At 61.2% G+C, this 21974-nt stretch carries 17 protein-coding genes and 2 tRNA genes; 15 read left to right on the top strand and 4 right to left on the bottom strand.

Annotated elements, in window-relative coordinates; all coding sequences use genetic code 11:
• Positions 1-53 precede the first annotated feature (53 nt).
• The 12 genes from HX792_RS16830 to HX792_RS16775 all read left to right on the top strand — a co-directional run bounded on the left by HX792_RS16830 (position 54) and on the right by HX792_RS16775 (position 14413).
• Entirely contained in the window at positions 54-914 is an 861-nt protein-coding gene (locus tag HX792_RS16830; protein WP_176997139.1) for an NAD(P)H-hydrate dehydratase, read from the top strand.
• Positions 902-1372, top strand: coding sequence for a tRNA (adenosine(37)-N6)-threonylcarbamoyltransferase complex ATPase subunit type 1 TsaE (gene tsaE / locus HX792_RS16825; RefSeq protein WP_176997138.1), 471 nt, complete (start codon positions 902-904; stop codon positions 1370-1372). The genes HX792_RS16830 and tsaE overlap by 13 nt, the downstream gene beginning before the upstream one ends.
• A 15-nt stretch (positions 1373-1387) precedes the next feature.
• Positions 1388-2809, top strand: a complete 1422-nt coding sequence (locus HX792_RS16820) for an N-acetylmuramoyl-L-alanine amidase (protein ID WP_176997137.1) — start codon at positions 1388-1390, stop codon at positions 2807-2809.
• Positions 2809-4725, top strand: a complete 1917-nt coding sequence (mutL, locus tag HX792_RS16815; protein WP_371319361.1) for a DNA mismatch repair endonuclease MutL — start codon at positions 2809-2811, stop codon at positions 4723-4725. Before HX792_RS16820 ends, mutL begins: the two co-directional genes overlap by 1 nt.
• A complete protein-coding gene (gene miaA / locus HX792_RS16810; protein WP_176997136.1) occupies positions 4725-5696 on the top strand; it encodes a tRNA (adenosine(37)-N6)-dimethylallyltransferase MiaA in 972 nt (323 codons plus the stop codon). Before mutL ends, miaA begins: the two co-directional genes overlap by 1 nt.
• A gap of 94 nt (positions 5697-5790) precedes the next feature.
• Positions 5791-6051 (top strand): RNA chaperone Hfq, encoded by a 261-nt coding sequence (hfq, locus tag HX792_RS16805; RefSeq protein ID WP_176997135.1) that lies wholly within the window; start codon positions 5791-5793, stop codon positions 6049-6051.
• Between the two features lie 12 nt (positions 6052-6063).
• Complete coding sequence (gene hflX, locus HX792_RS16800) at positions 6064-7365, top strand: ribosome rescue GTPase HflX (protein ID WP_176997134.1); 1302 nt, start codon at positions 6064-6066, stop codon at positions 7363-7365.
• A 96-nt stretch (positions 7366-7461) separates the two neighbouring features.
• A complete protein-coding gene (gene hflK, locus HX792_RS16795; protein ID WP_176997133.1) occupies positions 7462-8637 on the top strand; it encodes an FtsH protease activity modulator HflK in 1176 nt (391 codons plus the stop codon).
• Positions 8637-9503, top strand: coding sequence for a protease modulator HflC (gene hflC / locus HX792_RS16790; RefSeq protein WP_105695167.1), 867 nt, complete (start codon positions 8637-8639; stop codon positions 9501-9503). Before hflK ends, hflC begins: the two co-directional genes overlap by 1 nt.
• Before the next feature lie 304 nt (positions 9504-9807).
• Positions 9808-10995 carry an ATP phosphoribosyltransferase regulatory subunit gene (locus tag HX792_RS16785; RefSeq protein ID WP_176997132.1) on the top strand — a complete coding sequence of 396 codons (1188 nt, stop codon included), beginning with the start codon at positions 9808-9810 and terminating at the stop codon, positions 10993-10995.
• A 54-nt stretch (positions 10996-11049) separates the two neighbouring features.
• Positions 11050-12339, top strand: a complete 1290-nt coding sequence (locus HX792_RS16780; RefSeq protein WP_176997131.1) for an adenylosuccinate synthase — start codon at positions 11050-11052, stop codon at positions 12337-12339.
• A gap of 139 nt (positions 12340-12478) precedes the next feature.
• Positions 12479-14413, top strand: coding sequence for a methyl-accepting chemotaxis protein (locus HX792_RS16775; protein ID WP_176997130.1), 1935 nt, complete (start codon positions 12479-12481; stop codon positions 14411-14413).
• Between the two features lie 90 nt (positions 14414-14503).
• Here the strand turns inward: HX792_RS16775 and HX792_RS16770 are convergent, their stop codons facing one another.
• From HX792_RS16770 to HX792_RS16755, 4 genes are all read right to left on the bottom strand, one after another.
• Entirely contained in the window at positions 14504-16069 is a 1566-nt protein-coding gene (locus HX792_RS16770) for an iron ABC transporter permease (protein WP_176997129.1), read from the bottom strand.
• Positions 16069-17094: an iron ABC transporter substrate-binding protein gene (locus HX792_RS16765; protein ID WP_176997128.1), complete on the bottom strand. Its 1026-nt coding sequence runs from the start codon at positions 17092-17094 to the stop codon at positions 16069-16071. Before HX792_RS16765 ends, HX792_RS16770 begins: the two co-directional genes overlap by 1 nt.
• A 145-nt stretch (positions 17095-17239) precedes the next feature.
• Positions 17240-17326, bottom strand: a tRNA-Leu gene (locus HX792_RS16760).
• Between the two features lie 175 nt (positions 17327-17501).
• A tRNA-Leu gene (locus HX792_RS16755) sits at positions 17502-17588 on the bottom strand.
• A gap of 224 nt (positions 17589-17812) precedes the next feature.
• Between HX792_RS16755 and rnr the strand changes: the two genes are divergently transcribed.
• The 3 genes from rnr to rpsF all read left to right on the top strand — a co-directional run bounded on the left by rnr (position 17813) and on the right by rpsF (position 21949).
• The gene (gene rnr / locus HX792_RS16750) at positions 17813-20449 is read left to right on the top strand and encodes a ribonuclease R (RefSeq protein ID WP_176997127.1); all 2637 of its coding nucleotides are present in this window, start codon (positions 17813-17815) and stop codon (positions 20447-20449) included.
• Positions 20446-21201, top strand: coding sequence for a 23S rRNA (guanosine(2251)-2'-O)-methyltransferase RlmB (gene rlmB, locus HX792_RS16745; protein WP_038851248.1), 756 nt, complete (start codon positions 20446-20448; stop codon positions 21199-21201). The genes rnr and rlmB overlap by 4 nt, the downstream gene beginning before the upstream one ends.
• Positions 21202-21526: 325 nt before the next feature.
• Entirely contained in the window at positions 21527-21949 is a 423-nt protein-coding gene (gene rpsF / locus HX792_RS16740) for a 30S ribosomal protein S6 (RefSeq protein ID WP_008035342.1), read from the top strand.
• The last annotated feature ends 25 nt before the right edge of the window (positions 21950-21974 follow it).

The following is a 21974-nucleotide window of genomic DNA, read 5'->3' as shown; positions in this document are numbered from 1 at the left end:
AAACCGCAGGTTAGATGCGTATAATTCTGCCAGACATCGGAGCTCGAAGACGCATGCCGCAGACAAAACACGAAATAACCGACGTTCAGCCCCTGTTGCACGGCCATTTGCCGCAACTGGCTGCGCGTTCACCCGACGCCCATAAGGGCCAGTTCGGGCACTTGCTGGTCATCGGGGGTGACCGCGGCTTTGGCGGCGCGGCCTTGCTGAGCGCCGAAAGCGCCTTGCGCAGTGGCGCGGGCATGGTATCCCTGGGCACGCGCGCCGAGCATGTGCCCGCAGCACTGGCGCGGTTGCCGGAGGTCATGACCGTGGGCGTCAGCTCGGCGAACCAGTTGATGGGCTTGCTGGAAAAAATCTCGGTCATCGTCATTGGCCCGGGCCTTGGTGAGGCCGCGTGGGGCAAAAGCCTGCTGTCAGTTGCCGCCAATGCTAAACAGGCGCAGGTCTGGGACGCCGATGCCTTGAATCAACTGGCCAAGGGCGGCGTGCAGCTACCGGCCAACTGCGTGATCACGCCGCATCCGGGTGAGGCGGCACGTTTGCTGGGCCTGTCGACAGACGAGGTTCAGGCCGATCGCCTTAAGGTGGTGCGCGCGCTGAGTCAGAAATTCAAAGCAGTGGCTATCCTCAAGGGGGCTGGCAGTTTGATTGCCAGCCCGGACGGACGTGTTTCGCGCTGCGACCAGGGCCATCCGGCGATGGCCACGGCGGGGCTTGGCGACGTGCTGGCCGGCCTGGTGGGCGCGCTGCTCGCCCAAGGCATGCCGGCTTATGAGGCCAGTTGCCTGGCCGTGTGGTTGCACGCCACGGCGGGGGATCGCCAGGGCACCTTTGGTCGCGGCTTGGCTGCCAGCGACTTGATACCTGCCATTCGTCAATTGCTGGAGGAGCAATCGCCGTGTCTGAAGTAATCCTTTTCCTGGCCGATGAAGACGCCATGGTGGCGTTCGGTAATCGCATTGCCCAGGTGACAACGGGGGCGGGGCTGATCTTTCTTGAGGGTGACCTGGGCGCGGGCAAGACCACCTTGTCGCGAGGGATTATCCGAGGGTTGGGCCATACAGGGGCAGTAAAAAGCCCTACGTTCACCCTGGTAGAACCCTACGAAATCGGTGCCGTACGGGCCTTCCACTTCGACCTTTATCGCCTGGTAGACCCCGAAGAGCTGGAATACATGGGCATTCGCGACTATTTCGATGAAGACGCGCTGTGCCTGATCGAGTGGCCAGATAAAGGCACAGGCTTTTTGCCAAAGCCGGACCTGACCATTACCATTACGCCGCATGAGCACGGACGTCAGCTGAAGTTGTTGCCCCAGAGCGCGCGCGGCCAGTCGTGGTGCGCCGCTTTGGCATTGGAATTCAAATAATTGGTGGGGTTAGGTATGCGCTTTCGCGCGTTGGTTGCTGTCGTAGGGGTGTTGCTTGCGGCAATGACTGTCAATGCTCTGGCTGCTTCACAGGTGAAAAGTGTTCGCCTGTGGCGAGCGCCGGATAACACGCGACTGGTGTTCGACCTGTCTGGCCCGGTCCAGCACAGTGTCTTTACCCTGACGGCACCTGATCGCCTGGTGATCGACATCAACGGTGCGACCCTGGCCGCGCCGTTGAAAGTCTCCACCGCCAACACCCCGATTACTGCCATGCGTTCGGCCCAGCGCACGCCGACCGATCTGCGTGTGGTTATCGACCTGAAAAAGGCCGTGACCCCCAAAAGCTTTGTGCTGGCGCCCAACGCGCAATATGGCAACCGGCTGGTGGTCGACCTGTTCGACAACGCCGCCGATGCCAACCCGCCACCCGCTCCGCCACCGAGCGTAGCGACCGTACCTGCCGTGCCGGTCAACCCGTCGCAGCCGCAGGTGAAATTGCCGCCGCCGCCACCGGCACCGGCCGGTAAGCGCGACATTATCGTGGTGATCGACGCCGGCCACGGCGGTGAAGACCCGGGCGCTTCCGGTTCCCGCGGCCAGCATGAAAAAGACGTGGTACTGGCCATCGCCCGTGAGCTGCAACGCCAGGTCAACGCGATGAAAGGCTACCGTGCCGAGTTGACGCGTACCGGTGACTATTTCATTCCGTTGCGCGGCCGTACCGAGATCGCGCGCAAGAAAGGCGCCGACCTGTTTGTGTCGATCCACGCTGACGCCGCCCCTTCGGCTGCCGCCTTCGGCGCCTCGGTGTTTGCCTTGTCGGATCGCGGTGCTACGTCCGAGACCGCCCGTTGGCTGGCCGACAGCGAAAACCGTTCCGACTTGATCGGCGGGGCCGGCAACGTGTCCCTGGACGACAAGGACAAGATGCTCGCCGGCGTGCTGCTCGACCTGTCCATGACCGCGTCGCTGACCTCCAGCCTGAACGTCGGTCAGAAGGTTTTGAGCAACATCGGTCGCGTGACCTCGCTGCATAAACAGCGCGTGGAGCAGGCCGGGTTCATGGTGTTGAAGTCGCCGGACATCCCGTCGATCCTCGTGGAGACCGGGTTTATTTCCAACTCCAACGAGGCGTCCAAGCTGGCCAGCGCAAGCCACCAGCAGGCGTTGGCGCGTTCGATCAGCGCGGGTATCCGCCAGTTCTTCCAGCAAAACCCGCCACCGGGCACCTACATCGCCTGGCTGCGTGATTCCGGGAAGATCGCCCAGGGCCCGCGTGACCATCGCGTGCAGCCCGGCGACACCCTGGCCATGTTGGCGGTGCGTTTCCAGGTCTCACCTGCGACGTTGCGCAGTGCGAACAACCTGAAAACCGATGAGTTGAAAGTCGGCCAGGTGTTGACCATCCCCGGCACTGAATTGGCGGCGCAGTAATGAGCGAATCAGTCTTGAACAACGGCTCGCGCATCGAGCTGCTCAGCCCGCGTCTTGCCAACCAGATTGCCGCAGGCGAGGTGGTTGAGCGCCCGGCATCGGTGATCAAGGAGCTGTTGGAAAACAGCATCGACTCCGGCGCCAAGCGTATTGATGTGGATGTGGAGCAGGGCGGCGTCAAGCTGCTGCGCGTGCGCGATGATGGCAGCGGCATCTCCTCCGATGACTTGCCGCTGGCCTTGGCCCGACACGCCACCAGCAAGATTCGCGATCTGGAAGACCTTGAACGCGTGATGAGCCTGGGTTTTCGTGGTGAGGCGTTGGCGTCCATCAGTTCCGTGGCCCGCCTGACGCTGACCTCGCGTACCCGCAGCGCCGATCAGGCCTGGCAGGTGGAAACCGAGGGGCGTGACATGGCGCCGCGGGTCCAGCCGGCTGCCCACCCGGTGGGTACCTCGGTGGAAGTGCGCGACCTGTTCTTCAATACCCCCGCACGCCGCAAATTCCTCAAGGCTGAAAAGACCGAATTCGATCACTTGCAAGAAGTCATCAAGCGCCTGGCCTTGGCGCGTTTTGACGTGGCGTTTCACCTGCGTCACAACGGCAAGACCATCCTCAGCCTGCACGAAGCCCATGACGATGCCGCGCGTGCGCGCCGGGTGTCGGCGATTTGTGGCTCGGGCTTCTTGGAGCAGGCGCTGCCGATTGAAATCGAGCGCAATGGCCTGCGCCTGTGGGGGTGGGTCGGTTTGCCGACGTTCTCCCGCAGCCAGGCGGACTTGCAGTACTTCTTCGTGAACGGCCGTGCAGTGCGCGACAAACTGGTGGCCCACGCGGTGCGCCAGGCCTATCGCGACGTGCTGTTCAACGGGCGGCACCCGACGTTTGTGCTGTTTTTTGAGGTCGACCCTTCGGTGGTCGACGTCAACGTGCACCCGACCAAGCACGAAGTACGCTTCCGTGATGGGCGCATGGTGCATGACTTCCTCTACGGCACCTTGCACCGCGCCTTGGGTGATGTGCGCCCGGATGACCAGCTGTCTGCGCCGATTGTAACGGCGGTGGTGCGGCCAAGCGGCCCGGAAGCCGGCGAGTTCGGGCCCCAAGGTGAGATGAGCCTGGCGGGCAACTTGCTGCAGTCGCCTGCGCCACAGCCGTCGTATAGCGCGCCAGGTTCTGGCTCGGGTGCGGGCTATCAGTACCAATACACCCCGCGTCCGCAGTCGACGGTGCCGGTGGCGGAGGCCCAGGCGGCGTACCGCGAGTTTTTCGCACCGCTGCCCGGTGCCGAGTCGGGCGCGCCTGTTGCCTTGCCAGAAGGTGGCGGGGATATTCCGCCGCTGGGTTACGCGCTGGCGCAGCTCAAGGGCATCTACATCCTGGCGGAAAACGCCCATGGGCTGGTGCTGGTGGACATGCACGCCGCCCACGAGCGGATCATGTACGAGCGCCTGAAGATCGCCATGGCCAGCGAAGGCCTCAGCGGCCAGCCGCTGTTGGTGCCCGAATCCCTGGCCGTGAGCCAGCGTGAGGCCGATTGCGCCGAAGAACATGCCAGCGTGTTCCAGAGCCTGGGCTTTGAACTGCAACGCCTGGGCCCGGAAACCCTGGCGATCCGCCAGATTCCCGCGCTGCTCAAGCAGGCTGAGGCCAACCGCCTGGTCGCCGACGTGCTGGCGGACCTGATGGAGTACGGCACCAGTGACCGCATCCAGGCCCACATCAACGAATTGCTCGGCACCATGGCCTGCCACGGCGCCATCCGTGCCAATCGCCGCCTGGCACTGCCGGAAATGAACGGCTTGCTGCGCGATATGGAAAACACCGAGCGCAGCGGGCAATGCAACCATGGCCGACCGACCTGGACCCAGATGGGCCTGGACGATCTGGACAAACTGTTCCTGCGCGGTCGCTGATGAGTGCCTTGCCCCCCGCCATCTTCCTGATGGGCCCCACGGCCGCCGGCAAGACCGACCTGGCGATCGAGCTGACCAAGGTGCTGCCGTGCGAGCTGATCAGTGTCGACTCTGCCCTGGTTTACCGGGACATGGACATTGGCACGGCCAAGCCGTCCAAAGCGCTGCTGGCCCAGTATCCGCACAAGCTGATCGACATCATCGACCCGTCCGAGAGCTATTCGGCGGCGGATTTTCGTACCGATGCCCTGGCGGCCATGGCCGAGATCACCGCGCGCGGCAATATCCCGCTGCTGGTGGGCGGCACGATGCTCTACTACAAGGCTTTGCAGGAAGGGTTGGCCGATATGCCGCCCGCCGACGCCCAAGTGCGCGCCGAGCTTGAAGAAGAGGCTGCACGACTTGGCTGGCAGGCCCTGCACGATCAGTTGGCTGCGGTAGATCCGGTGTCCGCTGCCCGTATTCACCCCAATGACCCCCAGCGCCTGACGCGCGCCCTGGAAGTCTGGCGGGTGAGCGGGCAGACCATGACTGAACATCGGCTGAAACAAAGTGCGCAAAGTGCTGATGTAGCCGCATCTGGCGCGTCACAATTGCCCTATACTGTGGCGAATCTGGCCATCGCTCCGGCAGATCGCCAGGTGCTGCATGAACGAATTGCACAAAGATTCACAATTATGTTGGAACAGGGGTTTGTGGACGAGGTCGTAGCTCTGCGTTCCAGAGGTGACCTGCATCCAGGGTTACCTTCGATACGTGCTGTAGGCTACCGCCAAGTCTGGGATCATCTGGATGGCAAGCTGACGTCAGCCGAAATGCAGGAGCGCGGCATCATTGCCACGCGCCAATTGGCGAAACGCCAGTTCACCTGGTTGCGCAGCTGGAGCGATTTGCACTGGCTGGACAGCCTGGACAGCGACAATCTGTCACGCGCCTTGAAATACTTGGGAACGGTCTCCATATTGAGCTGAGTCCTTGCAATTGCCGTCTATCCTTGGGGGTGTGACGGCCATAAGCTATCTATTTTCCGATTTTTTATTATTGATCCTTAAAGGAGTGCGGCACATGTCAAAAGGGCATTCGCTACAAGACCCTTACTTGAATACTTTACGTAAAGAGAAAGTGGGGGTTTCCATCTATCTGGTCAACGGTATCAAGCTGCAAGGCACGATCGAGTCGTTCGACCAGTTCGTGATTCTGCTGAAGAACACCGTCAGCCAGATGGTTTACAAGCACGCTATCTCGACAGTCGTTCCAGTCCGTCCAATCCGTCTGCCTAGCGCTACCGGTGATGATGCAGCTGACGCTGAGCCAGGTAACGCCTGATAGGAGTCTCCTTTGTTCTTTGAGCGCCACGGTGGTGGTGAGCGAGTCATCCTCGTTCACTTGGATGGACAGGACCCTGAGGCGCGCGAAGATCCGCAGGAGTTTCAGGAGTTGGCAAATTCGGCCGGCGCCGAGACCGTTGCGTTTTTTAACGTACCGCGTCATCGGCCAACCGCCAAATTCCTGATTGGCAGCGGCAAGGTCGAGGAACTGCGCGACCTGGTTCATGCCGAAGAAGCCGATCTGGTGATCTTCAATCACACCCTCACGCCCAGTCAGGAACGTAACCTCGAACGTGTTTTCGAGTGTCGCGTGATCGACCGTACCGGCCTGATCCTCGATATTTTCGCCCAACGCGCCCGTACTCACGAAGGCAAGCTCCAGGTAGAACTGGCCCAGCTTGACCACATGAGCACCCGGCTGGTTCGTGGCTGGACTCACCTTGAGCGTCAAGGTGGCGGTATCGGCATGCGCGGTCCGGGTGAAACCCAGTTGGAAACCGACCGTCGACTGCTGCGGGTTCGCCTGCGCCAGATCAAGGGCCGCCTGGAGAAAGTGCGCAGCCAGCGCGAGCAATCGCGCCGCGGCCGTTCCCGCGCGGATATCCCGACCGTTTCCCTGGTGGGCTATACCAACGCCGGCAAATCCACGCTGTTCAACAACGTGACCAAGTCCGACGTGTATGCGGCCGACCAACTCTTCGCCACCCTTGATCCGACCTTGCGCCGTCTGGACCTGGCTGACCTTGGGCCGATTGTCCTGGCGGACACGGTGGGTTTCATCCGTCACTTGCCCCACAAGCTGGTCGAGGCATTTCGGTCTACGCTCGAAGAGTCGAGCAATTCCGACCTGCTGTTGCACGTGATCGATGCGGCCGAACCGGATCGCATGTTGCAGATCGAGCAGGTGATGCTGGTATTGGGTGAGATTGGGGCCCAGGACTTGCCGATCCTCGAGGTCTATAACAAACTCGATTTGCTTGAAGGCGTTGAGCCACAAATCCAGCGCGACGAAAGCGGCAAGCCCCAACGGGTCTGGCTGTCGGCGCGTGATGGCAGTGGTTTGGAGCTGCTCGAACAAGCGATTGCCGAACTGCTCGGCAGTGATTTGTTCGTCGGCACCTTGCGCTTGCCCCAGCGTTTTGCTCGACTGCGTGCACAGTTTTTCGAGTTGGGCGCGGTACAGAAAGAAGAACACGACGAAGAAGGTGTCAGCTTGCTGGCCGTTCGATTGCCGCGCTCGGAGCTGAATCGGCTGGTCAGCCGTGAAGGCGTGGTGCCGACAGAGTTCATCGAACAACACACTTTGCAATAAAAGCCTCCGAAAGCGGTTGTGCCGCAGTAGCAGGCATTCTGTAGCATTGGTCGGCGCGCCGTGGGTGCGTCTTTGCTTTATCAGATGGAGAGCGCTATGGCTTGGAATGAGCCGGGTGGCAACTCGAATAATCAGGATCCTTGGGGTGGTAAACGCCGCAATAATGGCGACCGCAAGGGGCCACCAGATCTCGACGAGGCCTTCCGAAAGCTGCAGGAAAGCCTGAATGGGTTGTTCGGTGGTGGAAAAAAACGTGGTGGTGACGACGGCGGTCGCACAGGCAAGGGCGGTGGCTATGGCCTGTTGGGCCTGGGCCTTGTCGTGCTGGCGGCCGTTTGGCTATACAGCGCCGTGTACGTCGTGGACGAGCAGGAGCAAGCCGTGGTGCTGCGCTTCGGCAAGTACTATGAGACGGTCGGGCCGGGCCTGAACATCTATTTCCCGCCGATCGACAAGAAGTACATGGAGAACGTCACGCGTGAGCGTGCCTACACCAAGCAGGGCCAGATGCTGACCGAAGACGAGAACATCGTCGAAGTGCCGCTGACCGTGCAGTACAAGATCAGCAACCTGCAGGACTTCGTGCTGAACGTTGATCAGCCGGAAATCAGCCTGCAACACGCTACCGAAAGCGCCCTGCGCCATGTCGTCGGTTCTACCGCGATGGACCAGGTGCTGACGGAAGGTCGTGAATTGATGGCCAGCGAAATCAAGGAGCGCCTGCAACGGTTCCTCGATACCTACCGCACCGGCATCACCGTTACCCAGGTGAACGTACAGAGCGCAGCGGCACCGCGTGAAGTGCAGGAAGCCTTCGATGATGTGATCCGCGCCCGTGAAGACGAGCAGCGTTCGCGCAACCAGGCTGAAACCTACGCCAACGGCGTCGTGCCGGAAGCCCGTGGTCAGGCCCAGCGTATCCTCGAGGATGCCAACGGTTACCGCGACGAAGTGGTCTCCCGCGCCAAGGGTGAGGCGGATCGCTTCACCAAGCTGGTCGCCGAGTACCGCAAGGCACCTGAAGTGACCCGTGAGCGTCTGTACCTGGACACCATGCAGGAAGTCTTCAGCAACACCAGCAAGGTTCTCGTGACCGGCAGCAAGGGTGGGCAGAACAACCTGCTGTACCTGCCGCTGGACAAGATGATCGAAGGGGGCCGTAGCGGTACCAGCGCGCCGTCCACCAGTTCGAATGCCGCTGCCAATGAAGCGAGCGCCCGTGCGGCCGCTGACTTGCTGCAACAGCAAACACGTACCAGGGAGAGTCGTTGATGAGCAATAAATCGCTGACAGCCCTGATTGTGGGTGTCGTCGTGGTCATCGCTGCCTGGAACTGCTTCTACATCGTGTCTCAGACCGAGCGCGCGGTGTTGCTGCAATTCGGTCGTGTGGTGCAGGCGGATGTCCAGCCAGGTTTGCATGTGAAGGTCCCTTACGTTAACCAGGTGCGCAAGTTCGACGGCCGCCTGATGACGCTGGATGCACCGACACAACGCTTCCTGACCCTGGAAAAGAAAGCCGTGATGGTTGACGCTTACGCCAAGTGGCGCGTCAAGGACGCCGAGCGTTTCTACACCGCGACTTCCGGCCTCAAGCAGATTGCCGACGAGCGTCTGTCGCGCCGTCTGGAATCGGGCCTGCGTGACCAGTTTGGTAAGCGCACCCTGCACGAGGTGGTCTCCGGTGAACGTGACGCGCTGATGGCTGACATCACGCGTTCGCTGAACACCATGGCGGAAAAAGAGCTGGGCATCGAAGTGATCGATGTCCGGGTCAAGGCCATCGACCTGCCGAAAGAAGTGAACCGCAGCGTGTTCGAGCGTATGAGCACCGAGCGTGAGCGTGAGGCCCGTGAGCACCGCGCCAAGGGTAACGAACTGGCTGAAGGTATCCGTGCGGATGCCGACCGTCAGCGCCGTGTACTGCTGGCCGAAGCCTATCGCGAGTCTGAAGAGGCCCGTGGTGATGGCGATGCTCAAGCCGCGGCGATCTACGCCAAGGCCTACGGCCAGGACCAGGAGTTCTACGCGTTCTACCGTAGCCTGCGTGCCTACCGTGAAAGCTTCGCGAACAAAACCGACGTCATGGTGCTGGACCCAAGTAGTGATTTCTTCCGCTACCTGGAAAAAGCCAAGTAATCAGCTCGTCACTGTGTAGGACCCACTCCGTCGGGCGGCTAAAACGCCTGGCGGGGTGATCCTTTCAGAAAACGGGTGTATGATGCGGCAGCCGGGAAATTCCCGGCTTTTTTGCGTCTGCATGTTTGATTGTTGTTTGGCCGCGCAGACGCCACAGGTTTTTCGAGGAAAGTGCCCGACGAGGCCGCTAGCAGGCCATTCGTCACGTCGTTCTTGCGCGTTGTTTATGCAGGGGCCGGGCATTTTCTGCTTCACTCAAGGCTCGGCCGAGGGCTGGCCGCCCGGATCATAGGGGAATGGCGTAATGGCAACGGTAGACCGCTGGCTGCTGCCAGATGGCATCGAAGAAGTACTGCCACCGGAAGCTGCGCGCATCGAAGTAGCGCGTCGGCAGGTGTTGGATCTGTTCCAGAGCTGGGGTTACGAGTTTGTCGTGACCCCCCATATCGAGTACCTGGAATCCCTGCTGACCGGCGCGGGCCAGGACCTGGATCTGCGCACCTTCAAGGTCATCGACCCGCAATCGGGCCGGCAAATGGGCTTCCGTGCCGACATCACCCCGCAAGTGGCGCGCATCGATGCGCACACCCTGCGTCGTGAAGGCCCGAGCCGCCTGTGCTATGCCGGCAGTGTGCTGCATGCACAGCCGCGTGCCTTGTCGTCGTCCCGCAGCCCGATCCAGTTGGGCGCCGAGTTGTACGGCGACGCCAGCCCGAGCAGCGACGTTGAAGTGATCAGCTTGATGCTGGCCATGCTGCAACTGGCCGACGTGCCGGATGTGCACATGGACCTGGGCCACGTCGGTATCTACCGTGGCCTGGCCCGTGCGGCCGGTTTGTCCGGTGAAGTGGAGCAACAGTTGTTCGATGCCCTGCAACGCAAGGCCATCGATGAAGTGATCGCCCTGACCGCTGGCGTGCCTGCCGACTTGGCTGACATGCTGCGTGCGCTGGTGAACCTGTGCGGTGGCCGTGAAGTGCTGGTCGCCGCCCGCGAGCGTCTGGCCAATGCGCCGGCGCCGGTATTGGCTGCGCTGGACGACGTGCTGGCGATTGCCGAGCAGTTGTCGGCGCGGTTCCCGGACTTGCCGCTGTACTTTGACCTGGGTGAGTTGCGCGGTTACCACTACCACACCGGTGTGGTGTTCGCTGTGTTTGTGCCGGGTGTTGGCCAAGCCATCGCCCAAGGCGGTCGTTACGACGATATCGGCGCTGACTTCGGTCGCGCGCGTCCTGCGACTGGCTTTTCTACCGATTTGAAAACCCTGGTGACCCTGGGGCGTGCTGAGGTCGAGCTACCGTCTGGTGGCATCTGGATGCCCGACAGTACGGACGCAGCACTCTGGCAGCGGGTTTGCCAGTTGCGCAGTGAGGGTCAGCGTGTCGTCCAGGCGTTGCCTGGGCAGCCATTGGCCGCCGCCCGTGAAGCGGACTGCGACCAGCAATTGATTCTGCAGAACGGGCTTTGGCAAGTATCGCCACTGGCTTCTTGAGTTTTCCTGCCGGCCATCGCCGGCACCAAGTTTGCGCGAATGAGGACAAGTGTTATGGGTAAGAATGTCGTAGTCCTGGGCACCCAATGGGGTGATGAGGGCAAAGGCAAGATCGTTGATCTGCTGACCGAACATGCTGCCGCCGTAGTGCGCTACCAAGGTGGCCACAACGCTGGCCACACCCTGGTCATCGATGGCGAAAAAACCGTCTTGCACCTGATCCCGTCGGGTGTACTGCGCGAAGGCGTGCAGTGCCTGATCGGCAACGGCGTGGTGGTTGCACCTGACGCCCTGCTGCGCGAGATCACCAAGCTGGAAGAGAAAGGCGTACCGGTGCGCGAGCGCCTGCGTATCAGCCCGTCCTGCCCGCTGATCCTGTCCTTCCACGTTGCGCTGGACCAGGCCCGTGAAAAGGCCCGTGGCGAGCTGAAGATCGGCACTACCGGTCGTGGTATCGGCCCGGCCTACGAAGACAAGGTTGCACGTCGTGGCCTGCGTGTAGGCGACCTGCTTAACATGCCGCGCTTTGAAGACAAGCTGCGTGAACTGGTGGATTACCACAACTTCATGCTGGTGGGTTACTACAAAGAGCCGGCCATCGAGTTCGAAAAGACCCTGGCCGAGTGCAAGGAATACGCCGAGCTGCTCAAGCCGCTGATGCTGGACGTGACTGCTGAGCTGCACGACCTGCGTCGTGCTGGCAAGGACATCATGTTCGAAGGCGCCCAAGGCTCCCTGCTGGATATCGACCACGGCACCTACCCGTACGTGACCAGCTCCAACACCACTGCTGGCGGCGTTGCCACCGGTTCGGGTGTAGGCCCGATGTTCCTGGACTACATCCTGGGCATCACCAAGGCTTACACCACACGCGTAGGCTCCGGTCCGTTCCCGACTGAGCTGTTCGACGAAGTCGGTGCGCACCTGGCCAAGCAAGGTCACGAGTTCGGCGCCACCACTGGCCGCGCACGTCGTTGCGGCTGGTTCGACGCGGTTATCCTGCGTCGCGCTATCGATGTGAACAGCATCTCGGGCATCTGCCTGACCAAGTTGGACGTACTCGACGGCCTGGAAACCATCAACATCTGCACCGGCTACAAAGATGCGCAAGGTAAAGATGTGGCCCCGACCGACGCTGACAGCTACGTAGGCCTGCAGCCTGTGTACGAAGAAGTGCCGGGCTGGACCGAATCGACCGTGGGCGCCAAAACCCTGGAAGAGCTGCCAGCTAACGCTCGCGCTTACATCAAACGTGTGGAAGAGCTGATCGGCGCGCCAATCGACATTATTTCGACGGGCCCGGACCGCAACGAGACCATCGTTCTGCGTCACCCGTTCGCTTAATAAGCTGTTGATGTAGAAAGCAAAGGGCTCCTTCGGGAGCCCTTTGTCGTTTCTGGCTGGCAAACGGCACGACCCTTGCTATGGTTCTTTCTTTCGCGGTGCTATCAAATTAATGGCACCCGTGGTGGAGGGATTCCCTGTGTCTGCCGTTCTCTCATTGTTACAAAGCCGGCTATTGCGGCCGGTGTTCGTTACCCTAGGTATCGCTCTTTTGGTGCAAGTGCTGGTGGCCGTCGCCCTGACGCGGAGCACCGTCACTGCGTTGGAAGCGGATTTGGGCAATCGCCTGGGTATCGACAGCCAGAAACTCTCTGGCGAGCTGGCGCAAGCCGGCAAGGAAGTGACGTCCAGCCTGGACAGCCTGTCGACCAGCACACGTCAGCGCCTGACTGCGGGGCTTTCGACTCGCCTGCAGGAAGAGCAGAAGCAACTGCGTGCGACCCTGGAAAAAGACCTGAAAGACTCTGCCAATGACATGGCACAGCTGCTGGCCTCGGTGGCACCCCGCGCCATGTGGGACAGCGACGTGCCGACGTTGTCGGAGTTTGCCCGGCGTGCGCAGCGCAATCCCAACGTGCTGTTCGTGGTCTATGACGACGCGGCGGGTGAGCATCTGACCCGCTACCTCAACCGTGAAAACCCCATCAACCAGGCGCTGCTGGAGAAGGGCAAGGGCGACCGAGCTCTGGATAAAGTGCTGGATGCGGCGAAAGATGACCCTTCCGTGTTCTACGTCGAAGCGTCCATCAGCCCCAACGGCGTGGAGATCGGCAAGGTGCGCATGGGTGTTTCCACTGCGGCGGTGGAAGCTGATCTGGCTGCGCTGGACAAGCGTTTTACTGCGCTGATCGCCAGTGGTGATCAATTGGTTGGCGATAGCCTCAAGGGCGCAGCGGCCGACAGTGCTGCGGCCATGGGCGCGCGCCTGCAGTCCGCGCAAGCCACCGCCACCCAGATGACCGCCAACACCACCAGCGCCGTGCAGGACGCCGCGGGCACCTTGCGCTGGCGCATCGGCATGGGCTTGGCGTTGGTGGGTTTTGGTGTGTTGCTGCTGATCGCCATCGTGCTGGGGCGTCGTGTGGTCAATCGTTTGAAACTGCTCATCGCGGCCATGGACGACTTGGCGGCGGGCGAGGGCGATCTTACCAAGCGTGTGCAGATCAGCAGCAAAGACGAAATCGGTGACATGGCATCGGCCGTCAATCGCTTTGTGGATAAGTTGCAGCCGATCGTGCGTGAGGCGGGCGATGTGGCCCAGCGTACCGGCGTGGAAATCGGCGCGATGACCCTGCGCAATGCTGGGGCCGATGCGGCGGCGGGTTTGCAGCGTGATGAAGTGGCCGAGAGCCTGCGCGCGCTGTCGCAGATGGCCGATGAGGCCCAGGCCGAAAGCCACGCCATGCAGGCGGCGTTGCAGCAGGTGGTGGATATTCGCCAGGCCACGGATGAGAACTCACGCACTTCGGCGGAAGTCGGCAGCTTGATCGAAGCGTTAGCGGGGCAGGTGCAGGCCGGGTCCACAGTGATCGAGCGGCTCGCGCAGCAAAGCGAGCAGATTGAAGTGGTGTTGACGGTGATCCATGGCATCGCCGAGCAGACCAATCTGCTGGCCCTCAATGCGGCAATCGAGGCGGCGCGTGCCGGTGAGACCGGGCGCGGTTTTGCGGTGGTGGCGGACGAAGTGCGTGCGCTGGCGAGCAAGACCCAGAGTTCGACCGGCGACATCCAGGCGCATATCGTGGCGTTGCAGCAAGGTGCGCGTGAGGCGGTGGAAACCATCGGCAAGGCCGGGCGCCAGGCCAGCGAAGGGTTGCTGGTGCTGCGTGACAGCGTGCGCCTGCAGCAGACGGTGCAGGCTTCGGTGGAGCAGGTGCATGCGGCGATTGGTTTGGCGACGCGTGCGGCCGAGCATCAGGCTCAGGGCGCCCATGCGGTGCGTGGTCGGGTCGAGGTGATTCATGCCCAGGCCGAGCGTGCGGCGCAGGCGGTCGTGGAGACCACGGCCAGTGGCAAGGTGCTGGATGGGTTAGCGGCGCAGTTGAAGGCGAGTCTGGGGCAGTTCAGGGCGTAGCGTTGCCTGGTCTGGCCTCATCGCCGGCAAGCCGGCTCCTACAAGGATTGCGCATAACCTGTAGGAGCCGGCTTGCCGGCGATGGCGGTATCAGCGGCTCAAATACATCCGCGTCGTCAGCAGATACACCGGCAACCCCGACACCACTATCAACAACGCCGCATAAGGCGCCGCCGCCGCGAACTCCACATTCGAGGTATGCGCCCACACCGCTGTCGCCAGGGTATTGAGGCCCGTCGGACTCAGCAGCAAGGTGGCAGTCAATTCCTTCATCGCATCCAGAAACACCAGTGCAAATGCAGCGCCCAGCGCCGGGAAGATAATCGGCAGCGTCACCCGGCAAAACGCACTGAATGACGATGCGCCCAGTGTGCGTGCCGCTTCTTCCAGTTGTGGCGCGGCCTTGTTCAGTGCCGTGCGAATCGGCGCCTGGGCCAGCGGCAAAAACAGCAGCGCATACGCGATCAATAGTAGTGCCGACGTCTGATACAGCGCCGGCACATAATGCAGGGCGAAATACACCAGCGTCAGTGCAATCACCAAGCCGGGCAGGGCGTGCAACAGGTAAGGCAGGCGTTCAGCCCAGATCGCCAGTTGGCCTTTATAGCGCACCACCAACAACCCGACGGGCACCGCCAGCACCAGGCACAACGCCGCGCCACCCAGGGACAGCGCCAGTGACGACAGCAGCGCCTCACCAATCTCGGCAACCGGAAACGCCGCCGACGAACCCACGGCCAGCCAGTACCCGAGCATCCCCAGCGGTATGCCGCTGCCGATGATCGCCAGCACCAGACAATAGAGTTGCCCCAGTGGTGCCCACTTGCCCAGCCGTACTTGTTCGGCGTGCCGCGCCGCGCCTTGGCCAATGCGCACGTGTCGGCCTTTGCCGCGCACGCGCAGCTCCAGCCACAGCAGGGTCAGGCACATCACCAGCAGCACCGCCGACAGCATCGCGGCGTTGGCATTGCTGAATTCCAGTTCGAATTGCTGGTAGATCGCCGTGGTGAAGGTCTGCAGGCCGATGATCGACAGGGCGCCGAATTCCACCAGCATGTGCAGCGCGATCAACAGTGCTCCGGCCAGAAGCGAAGGCCATAGCAATGGCAGGGTAATGCGGAAAAACACGCCCCAGCGATTCAGCCCCAAAGTGCGGGCCGATTCTTCCAGGGAGGGGTCAAGATTGCGCAATGTCGCTGCCACCGGCAGAAACACCAGCGGGTATTTGGACAGGCTCATCACCAGGATCGCGCCGCACAGGCCTTCAAAGCTGGCGCTGAGCGACACCCAGGTAAAGCTGCTGACAAACGCCGGCACCGCAAACGGCAGGCACAGAATCACACCCCAGATGCGTCGCCCCGGCAGGTTGCTGCGCTCCAGCAGCCAGGCCAGCGACAGCCCGATCACGCCGCATGTGATCGTGACCCCGACCATCAGCGCCAAGGTGTTGCGCAGCAGCCCGAAGACATACGGCCGCCACAGCAGGTGCAGCGCCTGCGTCCAGCCGGCTTGCCATGCCTTGAGTCCGACATACACCAGCGGCAGCAGGCTAAGGCCTACCAGCAACAGTACTGGCAGCAGCAGCCAGATCGACGGGCGTTTGCGCCTGGGGTTCAAGCCACCACGCAGGGTGGGGGCGGTCAACGATGGGTTCATCAGTTCAAGCCAACGTCACGTTCCAGGTCCAGGGCCTCTTCAGCGTTGCCTAGGTCCGCCGGGGTGACTTTCGGCGGTTGCAATTCGCTGAATGGCTTGAGGCCACGGTTGGATTCCATGCCCTTGCGCAAAGGGTATTCGGCCGAGGTATTGGTGATCACGCGCTGGCCTTCTTCACTGGCCATGAACGCCAGTAATTGCTGGGCTTCCTTGGGGTGCTTGCTGGATTTGAGCGCGGCAGCGGACGACACGGTGATCAGGCCGCCGACATCGCCGTCGGTGAAGTAGTGCAGTTGGGAGTCCAGGTTGGTTTTTTCTTTCTTGAGGGCGAACCAGTAATAGTTGTTCACCAGCACGGTGGCCACTTCGCCATTTTCCACGGCTTTGAGGGCAACCATGTTATTGCTGTACACCTTGCCGAATGCACGCAGGCCGGTCAGCCATTCTTCGGCAGCTTCGCGGCCGTGCAGCTTGATGATGGCCACCGCTTGTTCCTGGAAGGCGCCACTGGTGGGCACGAAGCCGACCTTGCCTTGCCACTCGGGGCCGGCGAAATCCATTACGGACTTGGGCAGGTCTTTTTCAGCGATCAGTTTCGGGTTGAAGGCCACGACGCGGGTGCGTGCGGTCACGCCCATCCAGTCGCCGTTGGCACCTACGTAATCCTTGGGCAGTACATCGAGGGTGCTGGCGTCGATCTTGGCCAGCAGGCCTTGTTCGCCGAGTTTGTTCAGAGGCGGTGATTCTTCGGTGTAGATCACGTCGGCAGGGGAGCGGTCGCCTTCTTCAACGACTTGGCTGGCCAGCTGGTTGCTGCTGCCTTTGCGCACGTTGACGTGAATGCCGGTCTTGGCTTCGAAGGCCTTGGCGAGCTCGTCGCCGACTTCTTTATGCTGGCCGTTGTACAAGGTCAGGGAGACTTTGTCGGCGGAGTGGGCGGTAGGAGAGAGCAGGGTCAGGCCGAGCAGAGTGATGGTCAGGCCACGCAGAAGGGATGTCTTGAGACGGGTATCGCGGATCATCATCCGGGGTTTTCCTCACTTGAGTGCAACAAATCGTTGCAAGGATAAACGATAAAGTTTCTCAGGTGCGGACGAGGAGGGAGTCGGGGGAGTAAGTTTTCAAACCCCGGAAACGAAAAAACCCGCTTTCGCGGGTTTGATCTGAATTTGGTGCCCAGGAGAAGACTCGAACTTCCACGACCGTAAGGTCACCAGCACCTGAAGCTGGCGTGTCTACCAATTTCACCACCTGGGCTTATCAACAACGCTTGCGCTGTTGATGGAGCGAACTATACGGAGGGCTTTTTGATCTGTAAACCCCTGATTCGAAAATATAAATCAAAAATCTCGTTAAGAATCAAAGGCATGAAACGCAAAAACCCGCTTTCGCGGGTTTTTGGAGACTCAAGGCATAACCTTGAGTTTGAAATTGGTGCCCAGGAGAAGACTCGAACTTCCACGACCTTGCGATCACCAGCACCTGAAGCTGGCGTGTCTACCAATTTCACCACCTGGGCAGCATCAACAACGTTGCCGTCGTCGATGGCGCGCACTATACGGAGGGGATTTTGAGCTGTAAACCCCTGCCATGAAAAAAGCCTGGAATTTTTCGCCAGTGGTCATGCAAGGTGCACTGCGGGGGCTGGAAAGGGCTTTTAAACGCTTGTTGATGCCTGAAATTTCCCGTTTCAATACGCGTATGCCAAACTAACCCGCATATAGACAAGGTGAAAACTCTCTAATGGCCGATTGGCAGTCCCTCGATCCCGAGGCCGCTCGTGAAGCGGAAAAATATGAAAACCCTATTCCTAGCCGCGAACTGATCCTGGCGCATCTCGCCGATCGGGGTTCGCCTGCTAGCCGCGAGCAGCTGGTTGAAGAATTCGGTCTGACCACCGAAGACCAACTCGAAGCGCTGCGCCGCCGCCTGCGCGCCATGGAGCGCGATGCACAACTGATCTACACCCGCCGTGGCACTTACGCGCCCGTGGACAAGCTCGACCTGATCCTGGGCCGCATCGCCGGTCACCGTGACGGCTTCGGCTTCCTGATCCCGGACGATGGCAGCGACGATCTGTTCATGAGCCCTGCGCAAATGCGCCTGGTGTTCGACGGTGACCGCGCCCTGGCACGCGTGTCCGGTCTCGACCGTCGCGGTCGCCGTGAAGGCGTGATCGTCGAAGTGGTGTCCCGTGGTCACGAGACCATCGTCGGTCGTTACTTCGAAGAAGGTGGCATTGGTTTTGTCGTGCCGGATAACCCCAAGGTGCAGCAGGAAGTGCTGATCACCCCGGGCCGCAACGCCAACGCCAAGATCGGTCAGTTCGTCGAGGTGAAAATCACCCATTGGCCAACCCCGCGCTTCCAGCCGCAGGGTGACGTGATCGAAGTGGTCGGCAACTACATGGCGCCAGGCATGGAAATCGATGTGGCGCTGCGCACCTACGATATCCCCCACGTCTGGCCTGAAGCTGTCGTCAAAGAAGCACGCAAGCTCAAGCCGGAAGTGGAAGAGAAGGACAAAGAGAAGCGCATCGACCTGCGCCATCTGCCGTTCGTCACCATCGACGGTGAAGACGCCCGCGACTTCGACGACGCCGTTTACTGCGAAGCCAAGCCAGGCAAGCTGCGCCTGTTCTCCGGTGGCTGGAAGTTGTACGTGGCGATTGCCGACGTCTCCAGCTATGTGAAGATCGGTTCAGCGCTGGATGCCGAGGCTCAGGTGCGTGGCAACTCGGTGTACTTCCCCGAGCGCGTGATTCCGATGCTGCCAGAGGAATTGTCCAACGGCCTGTGCTCCCTGAACCCGAAAGTCGACCGCTTGGCCATGGTGTGCGAGATGACCATCTCGAAAACCGGCGAAATGACCGACTACCAGTTCTACGAGGCGGTGATTCACTCCCAGGCGCGCCTGACCTACAACAAGGTCAGCACCATCCTGGAAACGCCGAAGACCAGCGAAGCCAAGGCTTTGCGTGGCGAATACGCCGGCGTGGTGCCGCACCTCAAGCAGCTGTATGCGCTGTACAAGGTGTTGCTGGGCGCCCGTCACACCCGTGGCGCGATCGATTTTGAAACCCAGGAAACCCGGATCGTCTTCGGTTCCGAGCGCAAGATCGCCGCGATCACCCCGACTACGCGCAACGACGCGCACAAGCTGATCGAGGAATGCATGCTGGCCGCCAACGTGGCCACTGCTGAATTCCTGAAAAAGCACGAGATTCCTGCGTTGTACCGCGTGCACGACGGCCCGCCGCCGGAGCGCCTGGAAAAACTGCGTGCGTTCCTCGGCGAGCTCGGCCTGTCCCTGCACAAAGGCAAGGACGGCCCGACGCCGAAGGATTACCAGGCTCTGCTGGCCAGCATCAAGGACCGTCCGGATTACCACGTGATCCAGACCGTCATGCTGCGCTCCCTGAGCCAGGCGGTGTACAGCGCGGATAACCAGGGCCACTTCGGCCTGAATTACGAGGCGTATACTCACTTCACCTCGCCGATCCGCCGTTACCCGGACCTGCTCACGCACCGCGCCATCCGCAGTGTGATCCACTCCAAGCAGAACACCCCGCACGTCAAGCGCGCCGGTGCCATGACTATTCCGAAGGCGCGGATCTATCCGTACGACGAAGCGGCCCTGGAGCAGTTGGGCGAGCAGTGCTCGATGAGCGAGCGCCGCGCCGACGAAGCCACCCGCGACGTGGTGAACTGGCTCAAATGCGAGTTCATGAAAGACCGCGTGGGCGAGTCGTTCCCGGGCGTGATCACGGCCGTGACCGGCTTTGGTCTGTTCGTCGAATTGACCGATATCTACGTCGAAGGCCTGGTGCACGTCACCGCCTTGCCGGGTGACTACTACCACTTCGACCCTGTGCATCACCGCCTGGCGGGCGAGCGTACTGGTCGCAGCTTCCGTTTGGGCGACACGGTGGAAGTACAGGTCATGCGCGTCGACCTCGACGAGCGCAAGATCGACTTCGGTATGTCCGACAAGCCGGCCGAATTGCCTGGCAACCGTAAAAACCGCGGCAGCAAAACCGCGACGCCGGCCGCCAAAGGCAAAGACGCTCCTGTGAAAGCAGCAGCCACCGAGCCTGCGCCAACCAAGCCGGCTCGCCGTTCTTCTGCCAAGGACAAGGCCCCCGAAGCCTACCGCCCAAGCGACGCTGCGGCAAAAAATGCCGAAGTGCGCAAGAGCCGCGAGTTGAAGCAGCAGTTGCTCAACGAAGCCAAAAGCGGTGGTAAAGCGGCGTCTGGGGGAAAGTCCCACGGGTCGGAAAAACCGTCGAGCAAGCCAAGTAAACACCGTAAAGGCCCGCCCAAAGCGGGTTCGGCCCCTGCCAAGAGCGGCGGGTCGCGCAAACCTAAGGCCAAGTCATGAGTCTGGAAAAAATCTACGGCGTCCACGCCGTAGAAGCACTGCTGCGTCACCACCCTAAGCGCGTCAAGCAGGTGTGGTTGGCAGAAGGTCGCAGCGAGCCGCGCGTACAGGCGCTGGTCGAGTTGGCCACCCAAAACAAGGTTGCCATCGGCCAGGCCGAGCGCCGCGAGATGGATGTGTGGGTCGAAGGCGTCCACCAGGGCGTGGTGGCGGATGTCAGCCCGAGCCAGGTCTGGGGCGAGGCGATGCTCGACGAGCTGCTCGACCGTACCGAAGGCGCGCCGCTGCTGCTGGTGCTGGACGGTGTGACCGACCCGCACAACCTCGGCGCCTGCCTGCGTTCGGCGGATGCTGCTGGTGCGCTGGCGGTCATCGTGCCAAAAGACAAGTCTGCCACGCTGACGCCCGTGGTGCGTAAAGTGGCCTGTGGCGCGGCGGAGGTGATTCCGCTGGTGGCCGTGACCAACCTGGCGCGCACCCTGGAAAAACTCCAGCAGCGCGGCCTGTGGGTTGTGGGCACGGCGGGGGAGGCTGAGGTCAGCATTTATGACCAGGACCTCACCGGCCCAACCATCCTGATCATGGGTGCCGAAGGCAAAGGCATGCGCCGCCTGACCCGTGAGCATTGTGACTACCTGGTGCACCTGCCGATGGCCGGTAGCGTCAGCAGCCTCAACGTGTCGGTCGCCACCGGCGTGTGCCTGTTCGAAGCCCAGCGCCAGCGTGGCGCCAAGGCCAAGCCGAAGAAATAACTGCCTCACCCTGTAGAAGCCGGCTTGTGTGGGAGCTGGCTTGCCTGCGATAGCATCACCTCAGTATTGCTGAAAGACCGAGGTGCCTGCATCGCGGGCAAGCCCGGCTCCCACAAAGGCCGGCTCCTGCAATGGTTTTTGGTGTTTAGGTGATTGTTCAAATAATCACCAATCACCTTGCGCCCTTTCTCCCCCTTCTCTACAATTGCGCCCCTTGCCTTCCTGGCAGGCGCCTATGTGCCTCCCCGCGGCAAGATCCATAAGTGTCATTCACTCCTTGTCTGACCGTTTTTGAGCGGCAGGCTACAACCCGTAAGGAGCATTCATGCGTCATTACGAAATCATCTTTTTGGTCCACCCGGATCAAAGCGAGCAAGTCGGCGGCATGGTTGAGCGTTACACCAAGCTGATCGAAGAAGACGGCGGCAAAATCCACCGTCTGGAAGATTGGGGCCGTCGTCAACTGGCCTACGCAATCAACAATGTTCACAAGGCTCACTACGTGATGCTGAACGTTGAGTGCACTGGCAAGGCCCTGGCCGAGCTGGAAGACAACTTCCGCTACAACGATGCAGTGATCCGTAACCTGGTCATCCGTCGCGAAGAAGCCGTTACCGGCCAATCCGAGATGCTCAAGGCTGAAGAAAACCGCAGTGAGCGCCGTGAGCGTCGCGACCGTCCTGAGCACTCCGACGCCGAAGGCGTTGATGGTGATGACAGCGACAACAGCGATAACGCTGACGAGTAATCCACGGACCTTTTAAGGAGCCTAT

Source organism: Pseudomonas sp. B6002, assembly GCF_013385985.1.
GTDB lineage: Bacteria > Pseudomonadota > Gammaproteobacteria > Pseudomonadales > Pseudomonadaceae > Aquipseudomonas.
Note: the sequence above shows the minus strand (reverse complement) of the source record. Positions and strands in the feature narration are given on the sequence as shown.

Coding starts and splice junctions, on each gene's coding strand:
- HX792_RS16830 (WP_176997139.1), top strand. CDS start 54: ATGCCGCAGACAAAACACGAAATAACCGACGTTCAGCCCCTGTTGCAC.
- HX792_RS16820 (WP_176997137.1), top strand. CDS start 1,388: ATGCGCTTTCGCGCGTTGGTTGCTGTCGTAGGGGTGTTGCTTGCGGCA.
- mutL (WP_371319361.1), top strand. CDS start 2,809: ATGAGCGAATCAGTCTTGAACAACGGCTCGCGCATCGAGCTGCTCAGC.
- miaA (WP_176997136.1), top strand. CDS start 4,725: ATGAGTGCCTTGCCCCCCGCCATCTTCCTGATGGGCCCCACGGCCGCC.
- hfq (WP_176997135.1), top strand. CDS start 5,791: ATGTCAAAAGGGCATTCGCTACAAGACCCTTACTTGAATACTTTACGT.
- hflK (WP_176997133.1), top strand. CDS start 7,462: ATGGCTTGGAATGAGCCGGGTGGCAACTCGAATAATCAGGATCCTTGG.
- hflC (WP_105695167.1), top strand. CDS start 8,637: ATGAGCAATAAATCGCTGACAGCCCTGATTGTGGGTGTCGTCGTGGTC.
- HX792_RS16785 (WP_176997132.1), top strand. CDS start 9,808: ATGGCAACGGTAGACCGCTGGCTGCTGCCAGATGGCATCGAAGAAGTA.
- HX792_RS16780 (WP_176997131.1), top strand. CDS start 11,050: ATGGGTAAGAATGTCGTAGTCCTGGGCACCCAATGGGGTGATGAGGGC.
- HX792_RS16770 (WP_176997129.1), bottom strand. CDS start 16,069: ATGAACCCATCGTTGACCGCCCCCACCCTGCGTGGTGGCTTGAACCCC.
- HX792_RS16765 (WP_176997128.1), bottom strand. CDS start 17,094: ATGATGATCCGCGATACCCGTCTCAAGACATCCCTTCTGCGTGGCCTG.
- rnr (WP_176997127.1), top strand. CDS start 17,813: ATGGCCGATTGGCAGTCCCTCGATCCCGAGGCCGCTCGTGAAGCGGAA.
- rlmB (WP_038851248.1), top strand. CDS start 20,446: ATGAGTCTGGAAAAAATCTACGGCGTCCACGCCGTAGAAGCACTGCTG.
- rpsF (WP_008035342.1), top strand. CDS start 21,527: ATGCGTCATTACGAAATCATCTTTTTGGTCCACCCGGATCAAAGCGAG.